Origin of the sequence: Embleya hyalina (assembly GCF_003967355.1) — a bacterium.
Classification (GTDB): domain Bacteria; phylum Actinomycetota; class Actinomycetes; order Streptomycetales; family Streptomycetaceae; genus Embleya; species Embleya hyalina.
This window is the reverse complement of record NZ_BIFH01000055.1, coordinates 21,401-45,473: the sequence shown is the minus strand read 5'-3', so window position 1 is coordinate 45,473 and position 24,073 is coordinate 21,401. Positions and strand designations below refer to the sequence as shown.

Genomic DNA, 24,073 nt, shown 5'->3' with positions numbered 1-24,073 from the left:
ATGTTGCGGACAACCCTGCGCGGGTTCCTGGTGCATCGCGGTCGGCCGCTGCTGTCCGGTCTCGCGGTGCTGCTGTCGGTGGCGTTCGTGACGGGCACGCTGGTGCTCGCCGATACGACGACCCGGGCCGCGACGGATCCGGCGGCGGACGGCGCCGCCGATGTGACGGTGCACGCGCCGGACCCGGACAGCGACGCCGGGCTGCGCTCGGCCGCGCCCGGTGGGCCGCCGACCCTGTCGGCCGGCGTGCTCGACGCGGTCCGGCGGGTGCCGGGGGTGGCCGCCGCCCATCCGGTGATCGAGGTACACAACGTGGCCGTGGTGGCGCGCGGCGATCAGCCGGTCCTCACCGCGATCGGGGCGCAGTAGTGCGACGCCGAGTCCGGTCCGTCGCCGCACTCGCGCCCACGAGCTCGTGCTCGCCGACTCCGATCAGGACGGGAACTCCCATGTGGCCCAAGCGTTCGCCATCTTTCGCCGACCGCGCGCTCGGTCGCCCGGTGCGCCTGTGCGTGCTCGCCGGTCTCCTGGTGGGCGGATCCGCGTGTGCCGAACCGGACTCGCCGTCCCACGCGACCACCCGCCGGGCGCGGTACATCGTCGACGCGCCGCTCACCCGGCTCGTGATCGTCGGCGGAGCGGGCCGGGTGCGGGTGGTTCAGGGCGGGCCCGGGTCGGTGCGGGTCACCGAGATCAAGCGTTTCGGCACCGACGAACCCGCCACCGAACACGTGTCGGCCGAGGGCACGCTCACGCTGCGGCACACCGTGAGCGGCAGCGCGCAGGTCTCGTACGAGGTGAGCGTGCCGCCGGGGCTCGCGGTCCGGGTCGGCACCACCTCGGGGCAGGTCACGCTGACCGGCCTGTCCGGCGATCTGGAGGCGCGGACGGCACACGGCGGCATCCGCGGCGAGCGGTTGACGGCGCGTACGGTCGTCGCCCGGGCCGACCGGGACGCGGTGGACCTGTCCTTCGCCGCGCCGCCCGATCGGGTCGACGCCGAGGGCGACGACGTCCGGGTTCGGCTGCCGGCCGGCACCGCCTACGCGACGGACGCGAGCAGCGAGCACGGCTCGGTCAAGGTCGACGTGGCCAGGGATCCGGCCGCACCGCACGGGGTGCGGGTGCATGCCACGTCCGGCGAGGCGGACATCCTCCCCACGCGGTAGCGCCGCCCGCGCGTACCCGGGGCAACCCGCTCCGTGAACTCCGTGTCGGCCCGCACACTTCGTGCGGGCCGAAACGGGCGTTGTCGGGCCGTTCGTCGTGGGGCGTCAGCGGGTGATCAGGGCCAGGACCCGGCAGGGGCTGCCCGATCCGTTGACGATCGGGAGCGGCGCGGCGATCACGATCGCGCCGGTGACCGGCAGCCGGTCCACGTTGCGCAACTGGGTGAGGCCGTACTTGTCGGCGCCCAGGAAGAAGTCGTGGCACGGGAACGGCGGATCGAAGGCGAACGCGCGGCCCGCGTCGGTGCCCACGGTCTCCACCCCCATGCCCAGGATGCCGCTGTCGGCGAGCAGGCGGGCGGCGTCCGGCGTCAGACCCGGCGTGTGCGGGCCGTCGGCGTCGACGTTGGCGAAGTCCGCCGGGTCGTCGCCGCGAGCCGCCCAGCCGGTGCGGTAGATCAGCCACCCGCGGTCGGGCAGCGCGCCGTGCTCGGATTCCCACTCGCGGATGTCCGCGACGTCGAGCAAGTAGTCGGGATCAGCGGCGACTTCGGCGGTCTTGTCGACGACGACGGCGGGGCCGACGAGACGCTGCACCGGTACCTGTGACACGTCGTCGAGGTCCCGTCCGCTGATCCAGTGGTTCGGCGCGTCGAAGTGGGTGCCGGTGTGCTCGCCGGTGCGGAAGTTGTTCCAGTACCAGGCCGGGCCCCGGTCGTCGTAGCGGCTGATCTCCTCCAACTCGAACGGGGCCGTCTGCCCGTACTCGGGCGGCAGGGCCAGCAGCGGCGTGCCCGCGTGCAGCGGTGAGGTCAGGTCGACGACCTCGATCGAGCCGTCGAGCAGGTGGGTCGCGAGGGTGGTCAGGTCGGCCATGCGGTGCTCCTTGCCTGGTGTGGGGAATGAGGCGTGAGGGATGGGGTGTCGTTCGTACACGCTGCCGCGATCCGCGCCGGGTCGATCCGCGCGCTCAGGCGGTCCGGGCCGACTCCGTTCCCGAGGCCGCCACGGCCGCACGCAGTGCCGTGCCGTCCTCGTCGGCGAGCGCGGCCGACGTCAGCCCGGCGAGTACCGTCGCGGCATCGTCGCGCCCGCGCAACTCCCGGGCCGCGTCCAGCAGAACGGCGAAACTCTCGCTGCCGTGCCGGTAGGTGTCGCCGTAGCCCTTGACCACCCGCCGGCACTCGACGATCTCGCAGGCCAGCGCGTAGTCGCTCGCCGCGGTCTCCACGACCAGGTCCAACCAGGCGTCGATGGCGACCTGTTCCCGACCGTACCGGCCCGAGCGCGGGCGCAGCGGGCGCATCGCGGCCATCGTCCACAACATCGTGTAGCCCACGACACCCGTGGTGTTGACGACCATGCCGTTGCGGGTGAGCCGCGCTACCAACCTGCCGAACAGCGCCGACCGGGACAGCGGACCGCCCAGCCGCGCCGGCAACGTGTCGGTGATCTCCTCGAGTTGCGGATGCAGATACTCGCGCACCTGCATCGGCTGTCCCGGCTCGGTCCGCGCCCGCTCGCGGATGTCCTCGATCCGACGTCGGCGGATCTTCTGCAACCCGACCTGGATGGTGTCCTGGTAGCACATCCACAGGGCCGTGTGCCGGGCCGTCTCCGCGGTCAGCCTCGCCTCGCCCCGCGGGTCGCGCTCCAGCGCGCCCACCCGGGCCACCCGATCGAGATAGCGGTCGGTGTACGACGGGTTCTGATACACCGCCGTGCGCTCGCAACCGTGGAGCGCCATCGAGCGGGCCGCCTCCGGGAAGTCGGCGACCCGCGCGGCGCGGTCGCGCAGGGCGGGGCCGACCAGCCGTCCGGGGTCGGTGTCGGCGAGCGCGCGCCGCCGCCGCTCCTCGGCGGTCGCGGCCACGACCGCCGGATCCTCCGGGGGCCGGCTGCCGATGGTCACCGCCACCGGTCCGCCCCCCGCCGTGCGCGGGCGGGCGGGGCGCGGCGGCGGCTGCCGGGCCGCGTCGTACCCGAGCGCGAACGCGGCCAGCGAGGACTCCACCCCCTTGCCCGACGCCCGCACGGCGTCCTCGAACCGCTCACGATCGAACGGCAGTTCCCCCGTCCCGGCCAACGCGCCGAACAGCGACGCGCTGATCACGCTGCCCGCCTGCCCGGCCAGCTCCAGGAAGTCGGCGCCCACGAAACGCCGCGCACCGCGGTGCGCCGCGTCGAGCAACAGGTCGCCGTCGACGCGCCCGTCACCCATGGCGATGCGCTCGGTGATCGCGTAGACCCGGTGGGTGGAGGCGATCAGGGCGGTGCGGTCCGGCGTACAGAAGCCGCGCTGGATCGCGCGCCCCGCCTCCATGAGTTCCGACGCGATGACGATGTCGACCTCGCCGGGCGTCGGGAACAGCGCGAGGATCGGCTCGGCGCGGCCTCCCTCGGGCAGGTCGGTGGTCGGCGTCGGGAACAACTCGACGTAGTAGACGGTCGCGCCGGTGCGCTGGGCGACGCCGGCGACCGAGGTGCTTTGCGCGGTGTACCCCGCGGTCTCCGCCACGGCGACGATCCAGTCCGCCAGGACTCCGCCGCCCTCGCCGCCCATGGCCAGGATCGCGATCGTGATCGGGCGCGGTGTGGGCTGCCGGTTCGACATCAGGCCACCTCGTACTTCGCGGCGCGGCGCTCGACCGGTGCGGACAGCACGGCGATCCAGGCCGTTCGGATCCTCGCCAGGACACGGTCCCGCAGGGTCGGGTTGACCACCACGTCGGTGCGGTGGAACGACGGGCACAACGACGCCGCGTGCGCGTTCGCGCCGCACACCCCGCAGCCGACGCACGTGTCGGTCACCGTGGCGACGGGGTCGGTGCGCATGGGGTCCGGATTGGCGGCCAGGGTCAGTGACGGGCAACCGGAGATCCGAATGCACGCGTGGTCGCCGGTACAGGTCTCCGCGTCGACGCCGAACCGCTCGCGGACGACGCGTTTGCCCTCCTTGATCGCCTTGTTGGTCCGGGGTCGCTCCCGGCGCTGCCGGTTCAACTGGCATTCGCTCTGCGCGACGATGACCTTGGGTCCGGGCTCCTTCGTGGTGAGCGCGCGCACGAACAGGTCGCGCAACTCGCCGACCCGGTAGGTGTCGGTGACGGTCCTCGTCCACTTGACGCCGATGCCGCGCACGGCCTTCTCGATCGCATGCCCGGTGGAGCGCCGGGGATGGTCGGCGGCGGAGGAGAGCAGGTCCTGTCCGCCGGTGGCCGCGCTGTACGCGTTGTCGACCACGACCAGGAGTTGGTCGTTGTCATTGAAGACCGCGTTGCCGACACCGCTGGTCAGACCGTTGTGCCAGAACCCGCCGTCGCCCATGATCGCGATGGTCCGACGGTCGGCGTCCTTGGAGTTCAGCGCCGCCGCGCCGGCCGAGCCGAGCCCGTAACCCATGGTCGTGGCACCGAGGTTGAACGGTTCGTTGATCGAGAACAGGTGGCAGCCGATGTCCGCGCTGATGTGGTGCGCGCCGGTCTCGCGTTCGGCGAGCTTGAGCGCGCTGAAGATGGGCCGCTCCGGGCAGCCCGTGCACAGGCCCGGCGGTCGGGCCTGTACCGCCTGCGGATCGACCCGCTCGGCGAACGGGCTGCGCGGGTCGCTTTCGGGCAGCAGCAGGGCCGGTTCGCCGGCCAACACCTCCGGGAGGTACCGGGACAGGAAGGCGTGCACCCCTCGGGTGACCGCCGACGCGGTGTACTCGCCGGCCATCGGCAGCAGATCCTTGCCGTGCAGCGCGGCGGCGACCTCGGCGCGGCGCAGGATCGTGTTCAGGTTCTGCTCGATGTAGTCGGGCTGCCCCTCCTCCAGGAGCAACACCGCGCGCTTGTCCGCGCAGAACTCGACGATCTCGGTGTCCACGACCGGATACGTCACGTTCATGACGTAGAGCGGAATCCGGGTGCGGCCGTACGGATCCGAGCAACCGAGCAGTTCCAGCGCCCGGTTGAGGGTGTTGTACAGGCCGCCCTGGACGATGATCCCGATATCGGCCTCCCCGGCGCCGAACACCTCGTTGAGCCCGCGTTCGCGGATGAAGTCCAGGGCGGCCGGCAGGCGTTGGTCGATCTTCTCGCGTTCGTGCCGGAAACTCGCCGGCGGCAGGACGATACGGTCGAGCTCGCGTCGGGGATTCTCGATCGCGTCCGTGACGGTCATCGGCGGGCGCACGTTGTCCTTCGCGACGAACGCGCCGTGCAAGTGGCAGGAGCGCAGGCGCAGTTGAAGCAGCACCGGGGTGTTGCTGACCTCGGACAGCTCGAAGCCGGACTCGACCGCCTCGACGATCGCGGTGAGGTTGGGTCGCGGATCGAGCAGCCACATCTGCGACTTCATCGCGAAGGCGTGCGAACGTTCCTGCATGATGCTGGAGCCCTCGCCGTAGTCCTCGCCGAGGATGACCAACGCGCCGCCGGTGACGCCGCCGCTGGCCAGGTTGGCCAGCGCGTCGGAGGCGACGTTGAGGCCGACCGTCGACTTGAACGTGACCGCGCCGCGCAGCGGATAGTGCACCGACGCGCCCAACATCGCGGCGGCGGTGGCCTCGGAGGCGCTGTTCTCGAAGTACACGTCGAGTTCGTCGAGGATGTCGTGGGCGTCGCCGAGTACGTCCATCAGGTGCGAGATCGGCGCGCCCTGGTAGCCGCCGACGTAGGCCACGCCGGACTGGAGCAGGGCCTTGGTGACCGCCAGGATGCCCTCGACGTGCAGCGTGGTGCCCGCGCCGTGGCGCAACTGTCGGACTTCGGTGGCAAATGACCGCTCGGCCATGGCCGGCTCCTGTTCGTTCGTCCGTGGTGGGCCGTGACGCGCGGCGGGGGTGGGCCGTGATCATCGGCGCGCGGTGGGGCGGGATGCGGGGGTACGGGCGGCGCGACGCCGGCCGGGGAAGTCGCCCGGGGGCGCGAGGGGTTGCGGCTCAGCGGCTGCCGGTGCGCCGCCGACCGGCGCGGATGAGTCGTTGCGCCACCAGGTGTCCCGATCCGGCGCCGAGCCCGGGGCCGGGGTGGGTGGAGGCGCCGATGTGCCAGAGCCCGGGCACCGACGTGGCGTGCCGGGCGGCGGCGGGCAGCGGCCGCCACAGGAAGTTCTGGTCGAGTTCGGCGGAGCCGCCGTACGGGTCGCCGGCGACGGCGTTCGGGTTGGCCGAGGCCAGGTCGGTCGGGGTGACGGCGTCCCACGCGAGGACGCGCTTCGACAGGCCCGGGGCGTGCCGGGCGATGCGGGCCAGCACCCGGCGGACGTACCCGTGGGTCAGCTCCTTCGTCCAGCCGCCGCCGGTGTCCAGCTCTCCCGCCGCGTCGCCCCGTGGGGCGTACGGCAGTTCCTGGAGTTGCAGCCACAGCGCGGCGGCGCCCTCGGGCACGCGCGAGGGGTCGAGGACGTGTTGTTGACCGACGACCACGGTGGGTCGGCGGGGCAGCAGGCCGGCCTCGGCCTCCGCGCAGGCGATCGCGGTACTCGCCGAGCCGTCGCTCAGGTGCAGCAGCGGTACGCCGGCCAGGCGTTCGTCCCGCCAGTCGAGCGGGGCGGACAACGCGACGTGGATCTGCATCGCCGCTCGTCCGTACCGGTAGCGCCGGGCCTGCTCCCGGACCTCGGCCGGCACCGGGGCGGACGCGGGCAGCAGGTCCCCGTACAGCGCGGTCGGGGAGACCGAGGCGAGGACCGCGTGGCGGGCCGTGATGGTCTCGCCGCCGCAGACCACCCCGCCGATTCTGCCGTCGGTCACGAGCAGTCGCTCCACCGGCGTGCCGGTGCGGACGTCCACGCCGCGTTCGGCGAGCAGCGCCTCGAAGGCGTGCACGAAGTTCCCCGCCCCGCCCGCGACCACGGGCAGGCCGAAGCCGTGCATCGTGGCGGCCAGGATCGGCACCATCAGGCCGCCCTGGGCGTGGTCCGGCGACAGCCCGGCGTGCAACAGCCAGGGAACCCACAGCAGATCGGCCTCGTCGCCGCGGAACTCGCCCCGGCAGTACGAGCGTCCGCTGGTGACGGTGGCGCGCAGCCACGCCTCGGTGCCGGTCAACCGCTCCCGGCGCAACATGCGCAGCGCGGGCCGCAGGGTGCGGGGCGAGCGTGGTTCGCCGCCCATGAGGGCACCGATGTCCTCGGCGCTGTCGAGGAATCGCCGCACCATGGCGAGGTACGCGGTGCGGTCCTCGGCGTGGGCGAACGCCCGCGCGGTGGTGTCGGCGTCGCGGTGACCCAGGACCACGCGGCCGTCGTCGGTGACGGTGCCGGTCACGTAGTCCTCGGTGTTGCGGTACTCCAGGCCGTGCCGGTGCAGGTCCGCGCCGAGGTCGGCGTAGGCCCCGCCGGACACGAAGAGCGGATGCCACGAGGAGTAGGTGTCGTGCAGGTAGCCGGGCAGGGTCCGCTGCTCGGTGGCGACGAACCCGCCCAGACGCCGGTTGCCCTCGACCAGCACCACCGACCAGCCCGCACCCGCCAACTCGGCCGCCGCGACCAGACCGTTCACACCGGATCCGACGACCACCGCGTCGACGGTATGTGCCATGGGTACTCCTCGGGCTCGGGGTGCGCGGCGGTTGGTCGCGGGAATGAATGGGACCGATCATTCGGCCGGTTCATTCGGGATCTCGGATCTCGGGATCTCGGGATCTCGGGTCTTCGGATCTCCGGGTACCGCGTGGTCGACCGGGTTCGGGATCGATTTCCTGCGCGGACGCTCGTGTCGTGATCTCTCGTGGGCGATCTTCGGTTTCCCGGACGGTCACGGGGCGGGGTTGCCAAGAAATTACGGGTAGTCGAATTGCCGCACCGTCCGCGGAACGCGGGCCGCCATCCACATTCCGCCGGATACATGCCCGGTACACACGGGCGGGACACGCGGGCAACGGGGGACATCCGCGTAGCGGCTCGCGCCCCCCGCGGCCACGCCCCGCGGGTCGCGCCCGTCGCCGGTCGGGTGCGCGGCTCAGGTGCGCAACGTCTGCGAGGGGTGTTCGCCGAACTGCTCCCGGTAGGCGATCGCGAAGCGCCCCGGGTGGAAGAAGCCCCAGCGGTAGGCGACATCGGTGACCGTCGTCGTGCCGGGCTCGGCGGCGGTCAGATCGGCGCGGACCCGATCGAGTCGCACCGTGCGCAGATACGACACGGGCGTGGTCTCCAGGTGCCGCCGGAAGCCGTCCTGCAGGGCCCGTACGCTCACCCCCACCGCCTCCGCCACGTCCTCCACGGTCAGCGGTTCGGCGGCGTGGCACTCGATCAGCTCCATCGCCCGGCGGACCGCGGGCGGCGCGACCCGGGGCTGGCGGCCGTGCAGCGCGGCGCTGAAGTTGTGCGGCTGGGTGAGCAGGAACTGGGTGATCAGCAGGTCGGCGAGCCGGCCGAGGATCAGCGGCTGGTCGAGCATGCCGCCGGGGTTGTCCGCCTCGCGCCGGAGCAGGTCGACCACGCCGAGCCAGGAACGCGCGGCGGGGGTGGTGAGGTCCATGCCGAGGTCGAAGCGCACGGGCGTTCGGGGCCGACGGCCGAGCAGTCGGCCCAGGTGGTGCTCCAGCGCGATCCGGTCGATCCAGACGATCAGCTGCGGGTTGCCCGCGCCCCAGTGCATGGCCAGGGGGTCGGTCGGCGCCGGTACCGAGGCCCGCTGCGGAGTCGAGGCGATCCGGGCCCGGCCGCAGGTGATCTCCGCGACCCCGGCGAGCGGTATCTGGATCAGGTAGAAGGCCTCCAGGGCACCCGGGGTGATCATCACCTCCGTGCCGTAGTCGAGGTAGAACAGGCCGGTCTCGCCGAACGCCACGCCGTGCATGCGCGCGTCGAGTCGCGCGGCGCGCCCGATCAGCCGCAGGTCGTGGGCGCAGAAGGCGCGTCCCACCTCCGAACGCGCCACGTCCACGTCGGAGGTGTGGAACCGCTCGTGCGCACCGAGGGGGAGCGGTGCGTCGGGCGGGATCCGGACGTCGGGCGAGAGCCGCGCGTCGGGCGGGCGTGGTACGTCGGGCGCGAGCCGTGCGTCGTGGGCGAGCGACGCGTCGGGTGAGAGCCGTGCGTCGAGCGGGAGTTGAGCGTCGACCATCCCGACCTCCAGCCGAGAGCGCGATCCGGACAGGGAGCAGCGTGTTGCGGATGGCAGGCCCAGGGCCCCGCACCTAATTTTTCGACAACTCCCGGCAAGGACACAGGAGACAGCATGAGTGGATTGTCGGTCAAGACCGCGCTCATTACCGGCGGGTCGACGATTATCGGGAAAGCGGTCGTTCGCGCATTCCGCGCGGCGGGGGCGAATGTGGTCGTCGCGGATATCGACGAGGACGGCGGCCGCGAATTGGCGGACGAAATGGACTCGGGTGTTCTGTTCCTGCGCACCGACATCACCGACGACGCGCAGGTCGCCGACTGTGTGGCCCGCGCGGTCGACGCGTACGGCCGGTTGGACGTGCTGGTGAACCTGGCCTGTTCGTACGTCGACGACGGTTTCGCCTCGACCCGCGACCAGTGGCACACGGCCCTCGACGTGAACGTGGCGAGCGCGGCGCTGCTGGCCCGGGCCGTACATCCGCATCTGCTCGCGCAGGGCGGCGGGGCCATCGTGAACTTCACCTCCATCTCCGGGCGGGTCGCCCAGCCCGGGCGCTGGCTCTACCCGGTGAGCAAGGCCGCCCTGATGCAGTTGACCCGCAACATGGCGGTGGACCTGGCCGGCGACAACATCCGGGTCAACTCGGTGAGTCCCGGTTGGACCTGGTCGAAGATCATGGACTCGCTCACCGACGGCGACCGGGCCAGGACGGACCGCGTCGCCGCGCCCTTCCACCCCCTCGGTCGGGTCGGCGACCCCGAGGAGGTCGCCCGCGTGGTCGTCTTCCTCTGCTCCGACGAGGCGTCCTTCGTCACCGGCGCGGACTGGGCCGTCGACGGCGGTTACTCGGCCATCGGCCCCGAAGGTCTCGTTCCCGCGATCGCGAAACTCGCCCAGTGATCAGGCGGTGATCCGGCGGAATCGGACGGTGACCGGAAGCAGCCGGGAACGACCAGGCAGTGACCGGACAACGACCAGGCAGTGATCGAGCCGTACCCACGCAGTAATCAGGACCGTCACGACCGGAGGAACACGCCCATGCGCGACATCACCATCATCGGGGCCGGACAGGCCGGCCTCCAGCTCGGCATCGGACTGCTGACGCACGGCTACCGCGTGACCCTGGTGACCGACCGCACCGCGGAGCAGATCCGCGACGGTCGCATCATGTCCAGCCAGTGCATGTTCGGCACCGCGCTCGCCCACGAACACAACCTGGGCCTGAACCTGTGGGACCGCGACTGTCCCCCCGTGGAGGGCATCTCGTTCGTCGTACCGGACGGTCGCGGGGGTACCGCGATCTCCTGGGCCTCGCGGCTGGACGCCGGCGCCCGCTCGGTCGACCAGCGGGTCAAGATGCCGGCCTGGCTGGCGGAATTCGAGCGGCGCGGCGGCCGGATCGAACTGCGCGAGGCGGATGTGACCGACCTGGAGTCCTACGCTCGCGGGTCCGACCTGGTGATCGTCGCCGCGGGCAAGGGCAGGATCGCCGGCCTGTTCGAACGGGACGCCGAGCGCTCGACGTTCGACCGGCCGCAGCGCGCCCTGGCACTGACCTACGTCACCGGGATGACCCCCAGGGACGACTACTCCGCAGTCGCCTTCAACCTGATTCCCGGCGTCGGCGAATACTTCACCTTCCCGGCGCTGACCACCACCGGACCGTGCGACATCATGGTCTTCGAGGGTGTTCCCGGCGGCCCGCTCGACTGCTGGGCGGACGTCTCCTCGACCGAGGAGCACGTCGAGCGCTCCCTGCGGATCCTGCGTACCCATCTGCCCTGGGAGGCGGAGCGCTGCGCCGACGTCGCGCCGACCGACCCCAACGGCGTGCTGGCCGGGCGTTTCCCGCCCACGGTGCGGAGGCCCGTCGGGCAACTCCCGTCCGGCGCGCTCGTCCTGGGGATGGCCGACGTCGTGGTGCTCAACGACCCGATCACCGGGCAGGGTTCCAACAACGCGAGCAAGTGCGCGGCCTCGTACCTGGCGAGCATCCTGGAGCACGGCGAGCAGCCCTTCGACCGCGCCTTCCTGCAGGGGACGTTCGAACGGTACTGGGACTACGCGCAGTACGTCGCGGCGTGGACCAACGCCATGCTGGGCGCGCCGCCCGAGCACGCGCTCCAACTCCTGGGCGCGGCGGCCGGCGACTCCCGGATCGCCCACCGTTTCGCCAACGGCTTCGACGATCCGCGCGACTTCTTCCACTGGTTCATGGACCCGGACGCGGCTCGGGTCTACCTCGACGCCGCCGCGGTGTCCGCGGGTACGGCGGAGGCGGTTCGGGTGGGCGCCGAGGCGGCGACGACCGTGGGGAGCGGCGCGTGACGGGCGTGGCCGTCGTCGGCGGGGGGCAGGGCGGCCCGGGGCCGGCCGGTGCGCGGCCGCCCGGGAATCCGCTGCGCCGGGCCTTCGGGCAGTACGCGACCGGCGTCACCGTGGTCACCGCCCGAGGCGCGGACGGCCACCGGGTGGCGATGACGGCGAACTCCTTCACCTCGGTGTCGCTGGACCCGCCCCTGGTGCTGTGGTGTCCCGGTGCGAACGCGCCGAGCCTGCCCCACTTCAGGTCGGCCACGCACTTCGCGGTCCATGTGCTGGCCGCCGACCAGCACCAGCTCTCCAGCCGGTTCGCCACCCCGGCCGAGGACAAGTTCGCGGACACTCCCACCACCGACGGCATCGCCGGAACTCCCTTGCTGGAAGGGGTCGTTGCCCGCTTCCAGTGCCGGACGGTGCAGTTCGTGGACGCCGGCGACCACGTCGTGATGATCGGCGAGGTCGAACACTACGAGGCACCCGGCGGGGAACCCCTGGTCTTCCACTCCGGTCGCTACCACCTGGCCACGAAACACCCGGATGTGTGAACGGGCGGAACCCGCCCGAAGGGCCGGCACGCACGCACGGCACCACCACCGCGCGCCGAACGGCTACGACCGCGGTGGCGTCGCGAGGTCGTCGGGGCCCAGGAGTCCGGTCAGTACGCGGGTGACGATGCGGTCGAAGAGCGCCTCCGTCGAGTCCTCGCTCCCGGGGGTCTGTCCGGCCAGGGCGGCGGCGAGGTGCGGGTGTCGGCCCGCCGTGGCGATCCGGGTGAGGTATTCCGCCTGGGCCCGTTGCCACTGGGGGATGGTCTGCCCGGTGAGACGTCGGGTCACCTCGGCGCGGGTCAGGGCGGCGATGACGGCGTTGAGGATCGCGATGGCTTCCAGCTTGGTACGGGGAGCCGCGTCGAGGTCGGCGAGCGCGGTGAGGGCGTGCTCCAGGTAGGTGACCGCGTGCGGTCCGACCGGGGTTCCGGTGGCGGTGGCGTCGAGCAGCCACGGGTGTGCGAGGTGGACGCTCCTGCTCTGCCGGGCGAGGGCGAGTAGGTCGTCGAGCCAGACTCCGGAGCCGAGTTCGGTGTAGGAGATCTCGCCGTTGACCCGGTCGATCATCAACTCGAGGAGTTCGTCACGCGTGGCCACATAGCGATAGAGGGACGCCGGTCCGGCCCCGAGGGCGTCCGCCACCGCGCGCATGGTGACGGCGGGCAGGCCGTCGGTGTCGGCGAGGGCGACGCCGGCGGCGGCGATGCGATCGCGGTCGAACGTCGGCACGGGGCCGCGTGCGGCGCGCTCGGGGCGCAGCCAGATGCTGTGGGCGGGCGGCTCGGTCATGGCCCCTCCTGTTCTGCGAACGATGTATGCAGTACCTTAGGGCACACCTGGACTGCGAACATCGATCGCAGTAAATGGAAGGAAGTCGACATGCCCCCGAGCCGGCCGCAACAGGACTGGACCCCGACCCGGTACGCGCACAACGGCGACGTGCAGGTGGCCTTCGACCGACTGGAGGGCTCCGAGGGCGAACCGCTGCTGCTCGTCATGGGCCTGGCCACCGCCCGCTTCTGGTGGCCGCTCGGACTGTGCCGGGCATTGGCCGACGCCGGATTCGCCGTGGCCCGCTACGACCAGCGCGACGCCGGCCAGTCGACCCGGATGCCCGACACCGCCACCACCAACCCGTTCAAAGCCCTGTTCGGCAAACGCGGCGACGCCTATACCTCCGAGGACATGACCGACGACGCCATCGCCGTGCTGGACGAACTCGGCTGGGCACGGGCCCACGTCTTCGGCCACTCCCTGGGCGGAGTGATCGCGCAGCGCATCGCGCTGCGCCACCCCGACCGGGTGCTCAGCGTCACCTCGTCGGCGGCCCTCCCCAGCGACGTCTCCGGCCTGCGCGTCCTGCGCCACCTGCGCTTCGGGCTGCTGGCCCGGCTCGCCCGTACCAAGTTCCCCGAGGGTCGTGAGGGCGACATCGAGGCCGCCCTCACCGTCTGGCGCGCAATCGCCTCACCGGGCTACCCGTTCGACGAAGCCGCGGCCCGTGCGTGGGTCGAGGCCGACGTGGACGGCGGCCCGCGTGACACCAAGGCGCAGAGCCGTCAGATCGGCGCCCAATGGCACGGATCCAAACTCGCGGAACTGCGCCGACCCACACTGGTCCTGCACGGGGAGCAGGACCCGATCCTGCGCGTCGGCGCGGGCCGCGCCACCGCCAAGGCCGTCCACGGCGCCCGCCTGGTCACCCATCCCGGCGTCGGCCACGACCTCCCCGCCGCCCTGTGGCCCGAAATCGCCCGCAGGGTGGGCGACTTGGCCGCCACGGCCGCACACACCCAAGGGTGACGGCGGCGCTTCCGTCACGCCGAAGCCGTGCGCGGGATCGGGCGCACGACAGTACAGTCGCGCTGTGACCGACCTCGTGGTGTTGGCGACCGGCCGAGACGCCGATGTCTTCGCGCTCGACGCGCGCCGCGTCCTGCGCCGCTATCGGGACGGAGGCGACGTGGCCGCCGAGGCCGTGATGATGGCCCACGTGGGCGGGTTGGGATTTCCCGTGCCGCGGGTCCACTCGGCCGAGGGCCGCGATCTGGTCCTCGAACGACTCACCGGCCCGACCATGCTGCAGGCGCTGGCCGGCGGGGAGATCACCGCGCCGGCGGCGGCGGAACTCCTGGCCGGCCTGCTCGCCCGCCTGCACGCACTGCCGCCACGGATCCCGGGCAGGTCGGGGGCGCATCCGGTGCACCTGGATCTGCACCCGGCGAACATCATGCTCGAAGCGCGCGGGCCGGTGGTCATCGACTGGCGCAACTCCCGAGACGGCCGGCCCGAGTTCGACGTCGCCGTGTCCGCGCTGATCCTGGCCCAGGTCGCCGTCGACCCCGCCCGGGAGGAGGCCGCGCTCGCCGCCGAACTCCTCACCGCGTTCCTGACCGCCGTCGATACGGTGCCTCCCGACGCGCTGGACCACGCGGTACGGTTCCGCCGCGCCGACCCCAACCCGACCACCCGCGAGATCGCCCTGCTCGGCGACGCGGTCGCGTTGATCGGCCGGGGCCCGTCCGGCGGACGGACCCCGGCGTCGTGAGCACGCCCGAGGAGGGCCGTGCGGCCCTCCTCGGCGCCGCCCGGTGGACGGGGCGGGCGACGTGTTCGTCGGTGGGGGCGGGGCGGTCGCGGGTCAGAGGCGGGCGCCGTTGTCGTGTGGGGTGTGGCTGGGGCGGGGGGTGCGCGCACTGTGGTGGGCGGGTGCGGGTCGGGGTCGCGGGGTGCGTGGTGGCGTAGGTGTCGTGCGCGACTCCAAGGCGACCGCCACAGGCGCGGCGACGGTTACCGTCGAGACGGTGCCGGCGATCACGCCGATCAGCAGCGCCAGTGCGAAGTCGGCCAGTGAGTCGCCGCCCAGCACCGCCAGTGCGATCAGCACGAACAACGCGCCGGAACCGGTGTTGACCGTGCGCGGCAGGGTCTGGAACACCGCCGTGTCGGCGATCCGGGCGAGCGGGCGCCCACCGGGCGCGCGGCGCAGTTCGCGGATCCGGTCGAAGACGACGACGGAGTCGTTGACCGAGTAGCCGATCACGGTGAGCAGCGCGGCCAGGAACACCGCGTCGACGGTGCGTCCCAGCCACGCGAAGGCGCCCACCACGATCAGCACGTCGTGCGCCATGGCGACGACCGCGGCCACCCCGAAGGTCCAGCGGAACCGCACCGCGAGGTATGCCATCTGGGCGGCGAGCGCCACCCCGAGGGCGATCGTGGCCTTGAGCCGCAACTCCCTCCCCAGGCTCGGCCCGATGAACTCGTCGCGCACCTTCTCCGCGCCGTGCCCGAGGTCGACGACCGTCGCGGTGATCCGGGCCTCCTCCGCCTCGGTCGGCTTGCCCGTGCGTACGGTGAGTTCGCGATCGCCCGAGGCCTGTACGACGGCCTTGGGGAACCCGGCGTCGGCGAGCGCCGCCCGGGCCCGGTCCGGATCGACGGCCTGCGTGGTCGCGTACTCGACGAGCCGGCCACCGGTGAATTCCACGCCGAAGTCGACTCCGCGCACCGCGACGCCGGAGACCGCCAGGCCCAGGGCGAGCACGGCGGATACGGCCGTCATGCGCCGGCGATGCCGCATGAGGTTCGGATCGCGCTCGGCCAGCCACTCGCGCACCCGGCCCGCGTGCGCGATGCCGCTGATCCGGGGCCGGCGCCGTACCGCCGCCCGGGTCACGGCGAACTCGGCCAGGACCCGGGTGAGCACCAGCGCGCTGACCATCGACGCCAGCACGCCGATGCCCAGCGTCACCCCGAACCCGCGCACCGGGCCGGTGGCCAGGAAGAACAGCAGACCGGCGGCGATCAGGGTGGTGACGTTGGAGTCGGCGACGGCGCCGAACGCGTTGCGGAAACCCCGGGTCAGGGACGGACGCAGCGCCGGCGCGGTTCGCGCCAGGTATTCCTCACGGGCCCGTTCGAACACCAGCACGTTGGCGTCGATCGCCATCCCGACGGCCAGTACGAATCCGGCCAATCCGGGCAGGGTGAGGGTGGCGCCGACGCCGACCAGGGCGGCGTACGCGATCACCCCGTAGCCGACCAGGGCCAGCGCGGCGAGGACGCCGAGCAGGCGGTACACGCACACGATGAACAGCGCGGTCAGCGTGGCGCCGACGATCGCGGCCCACATGGCGGCCTCGATGGCCCGTTCGCCCAGCGTGGGTCCCACGGTGCGGTGTTCGACCGTCTCGACCGGCACCGGCAGCGCGCCGCCGTTGATCAGCAGTGCCAACTCGCGCGCCTCACGTTTGTCGAAGTCGCCGGTGATGCGGGTGGATCCGCCGACGATTCCGGTGCCGCAGCGCACCGACTGCTCGACCCGGGGCGAGGAGACGACCCTGCCGTCCAGGACGATCGCCACGCGCCGCGCGGGGCTTCCCGACGGTGCGCACGCGGCGTCCGCGGTGACGTCGGCCCAGGCTCGTTCGCCCCGGCCGCGCAGGTCGAGCGTGACGTGCCAGCCGCCGCCGGCCGGATCCAGGAGCGCCCGGGCGCGGTCGACGTCGGCTCCGGTCATCCGCGACGCGTCCAGTTCGAGCATCCGGCCGGACTCGTCCGGCAGGATTCGTCGTCCTTCGGCACCGGATGCCTTTCGGGTCTCGGCACCGGTCGTGTCGACGATGTCGAGAACGGGATGAACGGTGAGTTGCGCGGTACGGCCGAGCACCTCGGCGGCGCGGCGCGGGTCCTGTACCCCGGGGAGTTCGACGATGATGCGTCGCTCGCCCGAGCGGACCAGGGTGGGTTCGGAGACGCCGAGCGCGTCGACGCGACGACGCAGCACCTCCAGGGTTCGATCGGTCGCGTCACGGTCGGCTTTCGCGGTCGGCGAGTCCCGGGTCTCCAGCACGATCTGGGTACCGCCGCGCAGGTCGAGGCCCAGGCGCGGCGGCACGGTGGCGGCGATGTAGGTGGACATGGCGAGGATGGCGAGGGCGAACAACGCCCGCACCTTGGTGGCACGTGGCAAGGATGGTCTCCACGGATACACCGCGGCCGGTGGTCGGCGCGCGGCGATCGGACTCAGGGAAGGTCTGGAGCCCGGGGAGACGGTGGAGCGCGGCCCGGCGGGAGCACGAAACGGCGCGGCGAGGGATCGGCGTCGGCGCCGAGCGCGGAGGTTCGATGCCCCGCGGGTGGTGGGAGCGCGACGGCGCGGCCGGTGAGCGCGGCGTCGTGGGGGTGGTGGAGGTGGTGCCGCTCGTCGTGGAGGTCACGGGCCGCGAGCGGGGCCGGCGGGCCGCGTCGCACGTCGCGGGTCGCCTCGTCGGCGACGTCGCGCACGTGCCCCGGATCGGCGACGGTGTGCGCGGAGACGGAGGCGGTGCGGTCGGGATCGGGTGCGCCGGCCGCGCGGGCGGACGCGGGCGCGGCCAACGCGCCGAGCAGCGCGAGGGCGACGGCGAGCAACGCCCCGAGCCATCCGTTGCGCCGGAAGCGCGAGGTGCGGGCGGAGGGATGCGCGCCGCGACGACGAGTATCGCGAGAGCCGGCGCGGGGAGGACGGACGGCGACGTGTCGCCGGGTCATCGCGCCCTCCTCGGTCTGCGCCGCTCCCACGTCGACGTGGGCACGATCCGGTTCATGGTCGCAACGCCCGGCCCGCCGTCCCGAGTTCCCGGGACGCGGTTACCGGGGCCGAACCGCCTTCACGGACCCGGTGTGCGTGTCCGGCGGACCCGGGTGTCGGTGTCGATGGCGGGTCTCCAGCGTGCCGCACACGATCAGGATCGCGGCGATGGTGGCGATCTGGGCCAGGGCCGAGCCGAAGCGGCCGATCGGGACGGTCGCGAGCAGGGTCAGCACGGCGCCGATCCGGTAGCCGTTCGGGGTGATGCCGAAGGTGCGACGGGTGGCCACGACCGAGGCGAGGAAGAGCGCGAGTCCGCCCACCAGGGTGCCGGCGTGGACGGTGTCGAGGCGGTCCGAGGGATGCGCCATCGCGCCCTTGACGCCGGCCGCGAACAGCAGCATGCCGAGCAGCAGCCCGTAGTGCACGTACCCGTAGACGTTGAGCGCGCGCAGATTGCGTGCCCTGGGTTCCATCCGCTCCAGGACCGCGACGGCGTGCTCGTCGTCCTCGGCGCCGAAGTACGCCCACCAGATGGCGAAGCACACCGTCAGGGTCGCCGCCGCCGTCGCGATCAGGGTCGCGTTCAGCGCGAGATCCTGCGCGCCGACGCCGATCGCGATCACCGACTCGCCCAGCGCCACGATGACCACCAGACCGTGCCGTTCCACGAAGTGCGGAACGCTCAACCGGAAGCCGTCGTTGCCCGCGACGTAGGGTGTGACGATCTGCACGACCACCGCGGCGGCCCACGCCGCGAGTTGCGCGTCGGTGTCGAGGAAGCCGCCGACCACGATCAACGCGGTACTGGAGACGTTGAACGGGGCGATCCGTACGAACGCCTGCCGGGTGCCGCCCGAGGCCAGGAACATCGCGAAGTGCACGCCGGCCACCATCAGGTACCCGAATCCGAACGCCTCCCCGGACCCGTCGAAGGCGTGCGGAACGGCCAGCGCGACCACGAGGAAGCCCGCCATCCCCACCATCAGCAGGGTGCGCCGCAGGGCCGTGGTCGGCGGCACGGTATTGGTCAACCACACGTAGCCGCTGTACATCCACCAGATCAGCGCCAGCATGAGCACCACCCGGGTGATCCCGGTCGGGTTCAACTCGTGCGCGATCGCGGCGGTCAACTGGGTCACCGTGAACACGAAGACCAGGTCGAAGAACAGCTCCAGCGTGGACACCCGCACGGTGGACTCCACCGGGGCGGCCGGTGCCGAGGACGCCGCGACGGGCGCCGGCTCGGGGATGGGGAGGGTCACGGCGACATTATGGAGACGCCGCCGAACGCGCGTGTCCTCGGGGCCGGGAACGCCGCGGTTGGGGTGGCGTCCGCGACGTGGTGGGGCGGGGCGCGTCCACGCCCACGCCCACGCCGACGCCGCGACGTCGATCAACGTTTCACCGGTATCGCCCCTCGGTCCGGGGAGCGGACGTCGCGGTCGCCCCGCGCGGCCTCCCGGCGGGACCGGTCGACGAGAACGAGCGGGATGGCGGTCGCCGCGAGGGCGGCGCCGATCAGGCACAGCGAGGTGAGCGTGGCCCCCTGGCCGAACGACACGGCGGCGAGGGCGGGGGTGACGCTGATGCCGAATTGGAACGCCGATACGGTGCCGGCTCCGGCGAGCGTCGGCGCCTCGGCCGCGATCGCGAAGACGCGCCCGTACACGGCGGGGTTCGGCACGAACGCGGCGATGCCGAGCAGGAGCACCGTGGGCACCACCGCCCAGGCCGCCCGCAGCGCGACGACCATCACCACCGACAGGACCACGATCGCCGAGGCACCGGCGAGGAGCGCGAGATGCGGGCGTCGATCGGAGATGCGACCACCGATCGACAGGCCGACGAAGGCGCCCACGCCGAACAGCGCGAGCACCGCCGGAATCCAGACCTCGGGCACCCCCGTGACATCGGTGAGCATCGCCGCCAGGTAGTTGAACGTGATCATGTACGCCGCCGTGGTCAGCACGGTGATCGCATAGATGCCCCAGAGCAGCGGATTCCGCATGGTGGCGAACTCGCGCGACACACGCGGCCCGACGGCGTGTCCGGCGCGCCGGTCGTCGGCGGGCAGCCCCACGAGACACCCGACGGCCCCGGCGATCGTCAGCACGACGACGCCCCAGAACCCGCCGCGCCACTGGGTGAAGTGACCGATCAGCGTGCCCGCGGGACCACCGGCGACCATGGCCACGCTGAGCCCGCTCACCACGACCCCGGACGCGCGGGCGTTGCGCTCCGGCGTGACCAGGCCGATCGCGGTCACCGACGCGACGGCGAAGAAGCCCGCGTAGGCCACCCCCGACACCACCCGACTCACCAGCAGAACCTGGTAGTTGCCCAGCAGTCCGACGACGATGCCGATCGCGAACACGGCCTGGGTCGCCACCAGCGCGGTCCGCCGCGGCCAACGCAGACCGAGGACGGCGAGCGGCGGCCCGCCGATCACGACACCCAGCGCGAACGCGGTGATCAGAAACCCGGCCGAGGACAGCGACACATCCAGGTCGTCGGCCATCGCCGGCAACACGCCGGCCAGCAGGAATTCCGCGCTTCCCATCGCGAACAGGCAAAACCCGAGCAGATACACCCCGGCGGGCAGACGCCGCGACGACCGCTCGCGGGCCGCCATCGCCGCCCCCGGAGCCGCCCCCGGTGTCGAATCCGGCGTGGAACCCGTCGAACCCGTCGAGCCATTCGATCCGTGTGTCGTTGTCGTGTCCATGCGGATCACCTCCACCGGGAGCATCCGAACAACCTCCCGGAAACGACAAACAACGTTGCCGATTCCGGGACGCCTTGTTTGACTGCCCCCATGGACGAACAGCCCACCATCGGCGCCGTGATCGAGCAGATCGCCCCACGGCTGCGCCGCGCCCGCGAGAAGAGGAACGTCAGTCTGGCCGCCCTCGCCCGCGCCACCGGCATCTCGACCAGTACGCTCTCCCGCCTGGAATCCGGGCAGCGCAAACCCGGCCTCGAACTGCTCCTGCCGATCACCGTGGCGCTCGACGTGCCACTGGACGAGATCGTCGCCGCGCCGCGGATCGTCGACCCCCGAGTGCCGCAGCACCCCGCCCGGAAGAACGGCCGGGTGCTGATCCCGCTGTCGCGCCGGCAGGGCGAACCGCGCGCCTACAAGATGACCATCCCCGCGCACGACGAACAGCCCCACCTGCGCACCCACGCGGGATACGAATGGCTCTACGTGCTCAGCGGACAACTCCGCATCCGGCTGGGCAGCCGGGATTTCACCCTGGGCGCCGGCGAGGCCGCCGAGTTCGACTGCCGGATCCCGCACTGGTTCGGCGCCGCGGGCCGCGGCGGCGTCGAACTGCTCAGCCTCTTCGGCAAACAGGGCGAGCGCATCCACCTCCGCCCGGTTCACCCGAAGGAACGGCCCGACGACGAGTAGCGCCGCGTCACACGCCGAAGTCGGGCTCCCCGGTGATGATCCACAGATGGTCGAACGGGTCACGGATGCGGCCCGAGCGTTTTCCGTACGGGCGGTTCTCGATGGCCACGACCACCTCGGCGCCGTGCGCGGTCATGCGTTCGCCGACCTCGTCGGGGTTGTCGACGTCGATCTCCAGCAGGACCGGCGAGCCGCCCAGATCACGTGGTGATGCCCACCCCCAGGCCGAAACGGCGGGGGAGACCCGGAACGAAGACCCGCCGAGACGGAGCTCCACCACGGTGGGGCGGCCGTCGTCGCCCGGCGCACGAAACACCTCCTCGGCGCCGAGGACATCCCGATAGAAGGCCGACGCGCGGTCGGGGTCGGACACGATCAGGCGAGGAAGGATCCGGGTCTTTGTCATGTACCGATCATGCGGCGGGGCGGCGGCCCGGTCTTGAACATTTGGGATCGGCCCCGGGCCCGGGATCGGACCGACCGAAGGTCGACCGGACGCGGTCGGCTCGCCGAAGGACCGGTCGTGGGCCGACGGCTACCGGGCGGACGGGCCCTCGGCACGCAGCCACTCGGTGGGCGTGTACCCGGACATCGCCCGCCACTCCCGGGAGAGGTGCGCCTGATCGGCAAACCCCGACGCGGCGGCCACGTCCGCCAGACCGGCCCCCGCGGTGCCGACGGCCGCGAGCCGGCGTCGGGCGGTCTCGAAGCGGACCAGACGCTGGTACTCCTTCGGCGTCACCCCGCACTCCGCACGAACCCTGCTGCTCAGGTGCCGCCTGGAACATCCGAGCCGCCGGGCGGCCTCGTCCACCCGGGCGGTGCGGGCCAGGGCGGCGAGCATCGCGCGCAGCTCGGACGCGTTGTCGCGCTCACCGTGCCGTGCCGGGCCGGCCAGCAGGGACCGTTCGACCAGCGCGCGACGCTGCGGCCAGGTCCGGCAGCCCGCCAGCCGCTCCGGGAGATCCGCGAGCGCGGGCACGACGTCGGCGAGATCGACGACGTGTCCGGCCAGAGCCGACGCGGGCAGCCCCAGCAGCGCCCCGACAGCCGGCGGGTCGAGCGTCACGTACACACCACGTGTGCATCCTCGCTGCCGCAGCTCGGCCGCGTCCAAGTGCAAGCCGGCCACCACGGCGCGGTGGCGACTGCGCGAGTCCGCCCGTGAGACCCACCCGACCTCGAGAAAGTCGGCCTCGGGAATGGTGATCGACACGGTGGACGAGGGCAGCCCACGATGAACGCCCCCCGAGCCCGACCCGAGATCGTACGCGTCCAACGTCGCGATGAACGGCCGCGGGGAGGATCCTTGCCTGATCATCGAGCCAGTCTCCCACCACCACCCGACACGAAACCCGGCCCCCGTTCCCACATGAGCATCGACGTCACCCCCCGTCCCCCGCCGGTCCACCGGGGGCGACGGCGATCGAGAAGTTGAAGTCGACCGGGCCCAGGACCCCGTACAGGCGCAGCCACAGCGGCATCAGGAGTTCCGTCGCACGGGCGCTGGACAGGTCGCCGAGGTCGATGATCCGGTCGGGGGTCCAGCCGAAGGAGCCCAGCAGGGCCGCCACTTCGGCCTTGGCGGCCTCGTCGTTGCCGCTGAGGAATACGTTGTGCGGGCCGGGGACGAGACCGGGCTCGACCATGACCGTGTTGTTCATCGTGTTGAGGGTCTTGACGATCCGGGTGTCGGGGAACGCCTTCTGCAGGTGCTCGGCGAGGCTGCCACCGTCCGGGGTGACGACCTTGGGCGGGAACCCCTCGGAGAAGTCCAGTGCGTTGGACACGTCGACGAGGATCTTGCCGCGCAGATTGTCGGCCCCCGCCGCCGCCAGCACGGCCGCCGAGACCAGGCCGCCGGTCGCGTTCACCACGAGTTCGCCGGCGCGGGCCGCGTCGGCGAAGGTGCCGTGTGCGCCGCCGTTCTCCGCCGCCCACCGCTTGGCCTCGGCGTTGTCCGCGGTCCTGGAGCCGAGCGTGACGTCATGACCCAGTGAGGCGAGCTTGCCGGCGAGCCGTCGTCCGACCTCGCCCGTGCCCAGTACGCCGATCCTCATGTGCTGTTCCCTCTCGTACCAAAACGCCGAGCGACCACGGCGGCAGACGGCGCGGTGGTCGGCCGGTTTCGTTCGACCGATTGATCCCTGCGACCGTAGATCGCGACCGCCCCGCGCGGAAGTACGCACTATTCGGTACCTCCACCGGGCGAACCTCGCACCGCCGACAGACCGGACGGCCCGGGGGCGTCGCCGTCGGCGAGGCAACCACCCTGTGGTGCGGCCGGGTTCCCCGTGCCGCCGGAACGGGAGCCCGTGATACGGGCTTGTGGCGGTCGGAACGGATCGCTAGCGTCCGCGCATGGCGCTGAAGAGTCTGGAGATCAACCGAACGTGGGTCGAACGTATGCTCCGCCTGGCCGAGTCCCCGTGGGAGCGGGCGGCCGTGGAGCAGCGCTTCGTCGACCATGGCTGGATGCGGCCCGGCGAGGTCCTGGACTGGTTCGGCGGGGCCTGTGCCCCGCATGTCGTCACCGGTTCCGATGACGGGATCGGCCACCGGCTGGAGTTGGAGTCCGCGGACGACTCCGGGCGGCCGGACATCGTCGGGGTGCGGCTTCCGTGTGCGCTTTTTTGGCCGCCGACCGGTCGGGACGAGGACGAAGAGGACGAGGACGACGAGGAGGACGAGGAGGACGAGCTCGACGGGGACTACGGCTCCGCATGGGTCCGGTTCCCCGACGCCCGGCGCGAAGCCTTCGAAGCGGAGTACGTCCGACTCCGTGCCCTGGTGGTCGCCGAACTGGGCGAGCCGGACGAGGAGGGGCCCGATGAGCAGAGCGACCGCACGGCCCTGTGGCGGCGGCCGGACTTCGTCGTGGAGCTCATCGTCATGGACGACCTCAACACCTACTCGTACTACGACGTGATCCTGCTGCGGGTGGCCCGCGCCCGGTGAAGCGGCGGCGTGCCGAGGACGCGCCGG

At 72.2% G+C, this 24,073-nt stretch carries 22 protein-coding genes; 9 read left to right on the top strand and 13 right to left on the bottom strand.

Annotated elements, in window-relative coordinates; genetic code table 11:
- Positions 1-369 carry an ABC transporter permease gene (locus tag EMA17_RS48000; RefSeq protein WP_126643544.1) on the top strand — a complete coding sequence of 123 codons (369 nt, stop codon included), beginning with the start codon at positions 1-3 and terminating at the stop codon, positions 367-369.
- 80 nt (positions 370-449) lie between these two features.
- On the top strand, positions 450-1,169 hold the full coding sequence (locus EMA17_RS47995) for a DUF4097 family beta strand repeat-containing protein (protein WP_126643543.1): 720 nt from the start codon (positions 450-452) through the stop codon (positions 1,167-1,169).
- 105 nt (positions 1,170-1,274) lie between these two features.
- Here EMA17_RS47995 and EMA17_RS47990 read toward each other — a convergent pair whose 3' ends face one another.
- From EMA17_RS47990 to EMA17_RS47970, 5 genes are all read right to left on the bottom strand, one after another.
- On the bottom strand, positions 1,275-2,045 hold the full coding sequence (locus EMA17_RS47990) for a cyclase family protein (RefSeq protein ID WP_126643542.1): 771 nt from the start codon (positions 2,043-2,045) through the stop codon (positions 1,275-1,277).
- 94 nt (positions 2,046-2,139) lie between these two features.
- The gene (locus tag EMA17_RS47985; protein WP_126643541.1) at positions 2,140-3,783 is read right to left on the bottom strand and encodes an indolepyruvate oxidoreductase subunit beta family protein; all 1,644 of its coding nucleotides are present in this window, start codon (positions 3,781-3,783) and stop codon (positions 2,140-2,142) included.
- Entirely contained in the window at positions 3,783-5,945 is a 2,163-nt protein-coding gene (locus EMA17_RS47980) for a thiamine pyrophosphate-dependent enzyme (protein ID WP_126643540.1), read from the bottom strand. Before EMA17_RS47980 ends, EMA17_RS47985 begins: the two co-directional genes overlap by 1 nt.
- A 148-nt stretch (positions 5,946-6,093) precedes the next feature.
- Complete coding sequence (locus EMA17_RS47975) at positions 6,094-7,695, bottom strand: phytoene desaturase family protein (protein WP_126643539.1); 1,602 nt, start codon at positions 7,693-7,695, stop codon at positions 6,094-6,096.
- Between the two features lie 420 nt (positions 7,696-8,115).
- Positions 8,116-9,222, bottom strand: coding sequence for an AraC family transcriptional regulator (locus tag EMA17_RS47970; RefSeq protein ID WP_218043269.1), 1,107 nt, complete (start codon positions 9,220-9,222; stop codon positions 8,116-8,118).
- Between the two features lie 114 nt (positions 9,223-9,336).
- On the opposite strand from EMA17_RS47970, the gene EMA17_RS47965 reads away from it, so the two are divergent.
- The 3 genes from EMA17_RS47965 (at position 9,337) to EMA17_RS47955 (ending at position 12,092) form a co-directional block, all read left to right on the top strand.
- Positions 9,337-10,125 carry an SDR family oxidoreductase gene (locus EMA17_RS47965; RefSeq protein ID WP_126643538.1) on the top strand — a complete coding sequence of 263 codons (789 nt, stop codon included), beginning with the start codon at positions 9,337-9,339 and terminating at the stop codon, positions 10,123-10,125.
- Positions 10,126-10,263: 138 nt separating this feature from the next.
- On the top strand, positions 10,264-11,553 hold the full coding sequence (locus EMA17_RS47960) for a styrene monooxygenase/indole monooxygenase family protein (protein WP_160161837.1): 1,290 nt from the start codon (positions 10,264-10,266) through the stop codon (positions 11,551-11,553).
- Positions 11,550-12,092: a flavin reductase family protein gene (locus tag EMA17_RS47955; RefSeq protein ID WP_126643537.1), complete on the top strand. Its 543-nt coding sequence runs from the start codon at positions 11,550-11,552 to the stop codon at positions 12,090-12,092. The genes EMA17_RS47960 and EMA17_RS47955 overlap by 4 nt, the downstream gene beginning before the upstream one ends.
- Before the next feature lie 63 nt (positions 12,093-12,155).
- Here EMA17_RS47955 and EMA17_RS47950 read toward each other — a convergent pair whose 3' ends face one another.
- A complete protein-coding gene (locus tag EMA17_RS47950) occupies positions 12,156-12,884 on the bottom strand; it encodes a TetR/AcrR family transcriptional regulator (protein WP_126643536.1) in 729 nt (242 codons plus the stop codon).
- Between the two features lie 90 nt (positions 12,885-12,974).
- Here EMA17_RS47950 and EMA17_RS47945 point away from each other — a divergent pair, with 90 nt between their 5' ends.
- Together EMA17_RS47945 and EMA17_RS47940 are read left to right on the top strand one after the other, a co-directional pair.
- On the top strand, positions 12,975-13,898 hold the full coding sequence (locus EMA17_RS47945; protein ID WP_126643535.1) for an alpha/beta fold hydrolase: 924 nt from the start codon (positions 12,975-12,977) through the stop codon (positions 13,896-13,898).
- Between the two features lie 64 nt (positions 13,899-13,962).
- The gene (locus tag EMA17_RS47940) at positions 13,963-14,643 is read left to right on the top strand and encodes a phosphotransferase (protein WP_126643534.1); all 681 of its coding nucleotides are present in this window, start codon (positions 13,963-13,965) and stop codon (positions 14,641-14,643) included.
- A gap of 93 nt (positions 14,644-14,736) precedes the next feature.
- Here the strand turns inward: EMA17_RS47940 and secD are convergent, their stop codons facing one another.
- The 4 genes from secD to EMA17_RS47920 all read right to left on the bottom strand — a co-directional run bounded on the left by secD (position 14,737) and on the right by EMA17_RS47920 (position 20,398).
- The gene (gene secD, locus EMA17_RS47935) at positions 14,737-17,070 is read right to left on the bottom strand and encodes a protein translocase subunit SecD (protein ID WP_246127371.1); all 2,334 of its coding nucleotides are present in this window, start codon (positions 17,068-17,070) and stop codon (positions 14,737-14,739) included.
- A 53-nt stretch (positions 17,071-17,123) separates the two neighbouring features.
- Positions 17,124-17,630 carry a hypothetical protein gene (locus tag EMA17_RS47930; protein ID WP_126643533.1) on the bottom strand — a complete coding sequence of 169 codons (507 nt, stop codon included), beginning with the start codon at positions 17,628-17,630 and terminating at the stop codon, positions 17,124-17,126.
- Between the two features lie 99 nt (positions 17,631-17,729).
- Positions 17,730-18,935, bottom strand: coding sequence for a low temperature requirement protein A (locus tag EMA17_RS47925; RefSeq protein ID WP_218043268.1), 1,206 nt, complete (start codon positions 18,933-18,935; stop codon positions 17,730-17,732).
- Positions 18,936-19,066: 131 nt separating this feature from the next.
- On the bottom strand, positions 19,067-20,398 hold the full coding sequence (locus tag EMA17_RS47920; RefSeq protein ID WP_246127370.1) for an MFS transporter: 1,332 nt from the start codon (positions 20,396-20,398) through the stop codon (positions 19,067-19,069).
- Between the two features lie 90 nt (positions 20,399-20,488).
- On the opposite strand from EMA17_RS47920, the gene EMA17_RS47915 reads away from it, so the two are divergent.
- Complete coding sequence (locus EMA17_RS47915) at positions 20,489-21,088, top strand: helix-turn-helix domain-containing protein (RefSeq protein WP_126643532.1); 600 nt, start codon at positions 20,489-20,491, stop codon at positions 21,086-21,088.
- Positions 21,089-21,095: 7 nt separating this feature from the next.
- Here EMA17_RS47915 and EMA17_RS47910 read toward each other — a convergent pair whose 3' ends face one another.
- The 3 genes from EMA17_RS47910 to EMA17_RS47900 form a co-directional block, all read right to left on the bottom strand.
- Entirely contained in the window at positions 21,096-21,494 is a 399-nt protein-coding gene (locus tag EMA17_RS47910) for a VOC family protein (RefSeq protein WP_126643531.1), read from the bottom strand.
- A gap of 129 nt (positions 21,495-21,623) precedes the next feature.
- Positions 21,624-22,157 carry a helix-turn-helix domain-containing protein gene (locus tag EMA17_RS47905; protein ID WP_246127368.1) on the bottom strand — a complete coding sequence of 178 codons (534 nt, stop codon included), beginning with the start codon at positions 22,155-22,157 and terminating at the stop codon, positions 21,624-21,626.
- A 316-nt stretch (positions 22,158-22,473) separates the two neighbouring features.
- The gene (locus tag EMA17_RS47900) at positions 22,474-23,148 is read right to left on the bottom strand and encodes an NADPH-dependent F420 reductase (protein ID WP_126643529.1); all 675 of its coding nucleotides are present in this window, start codon (positions 23,146-23,148) and stop codon (positions 22,474-22,476) included.
- A 301-nt stretch (positions 23,149-23,449) separates the two neighbouring features.
- Here EMA17_RS47900 and EMA17_RS52370 point away from each other — a divergent pair, with 301 nt between their 5' ends.
- The gene (locus tag EMA17_RS52370; protein WP_160161836.1) at positions 23,450-24,046 is read left to right on the top strand and encodes a hypothetical protein; all 597 of its coding nucleotides are present in this window, start codon (positions 23,450-23,452) and stop codon (positions 24,044-24,046) included.
- Positions 24,047-24,073: the final 27 nt, after the last annotated feature.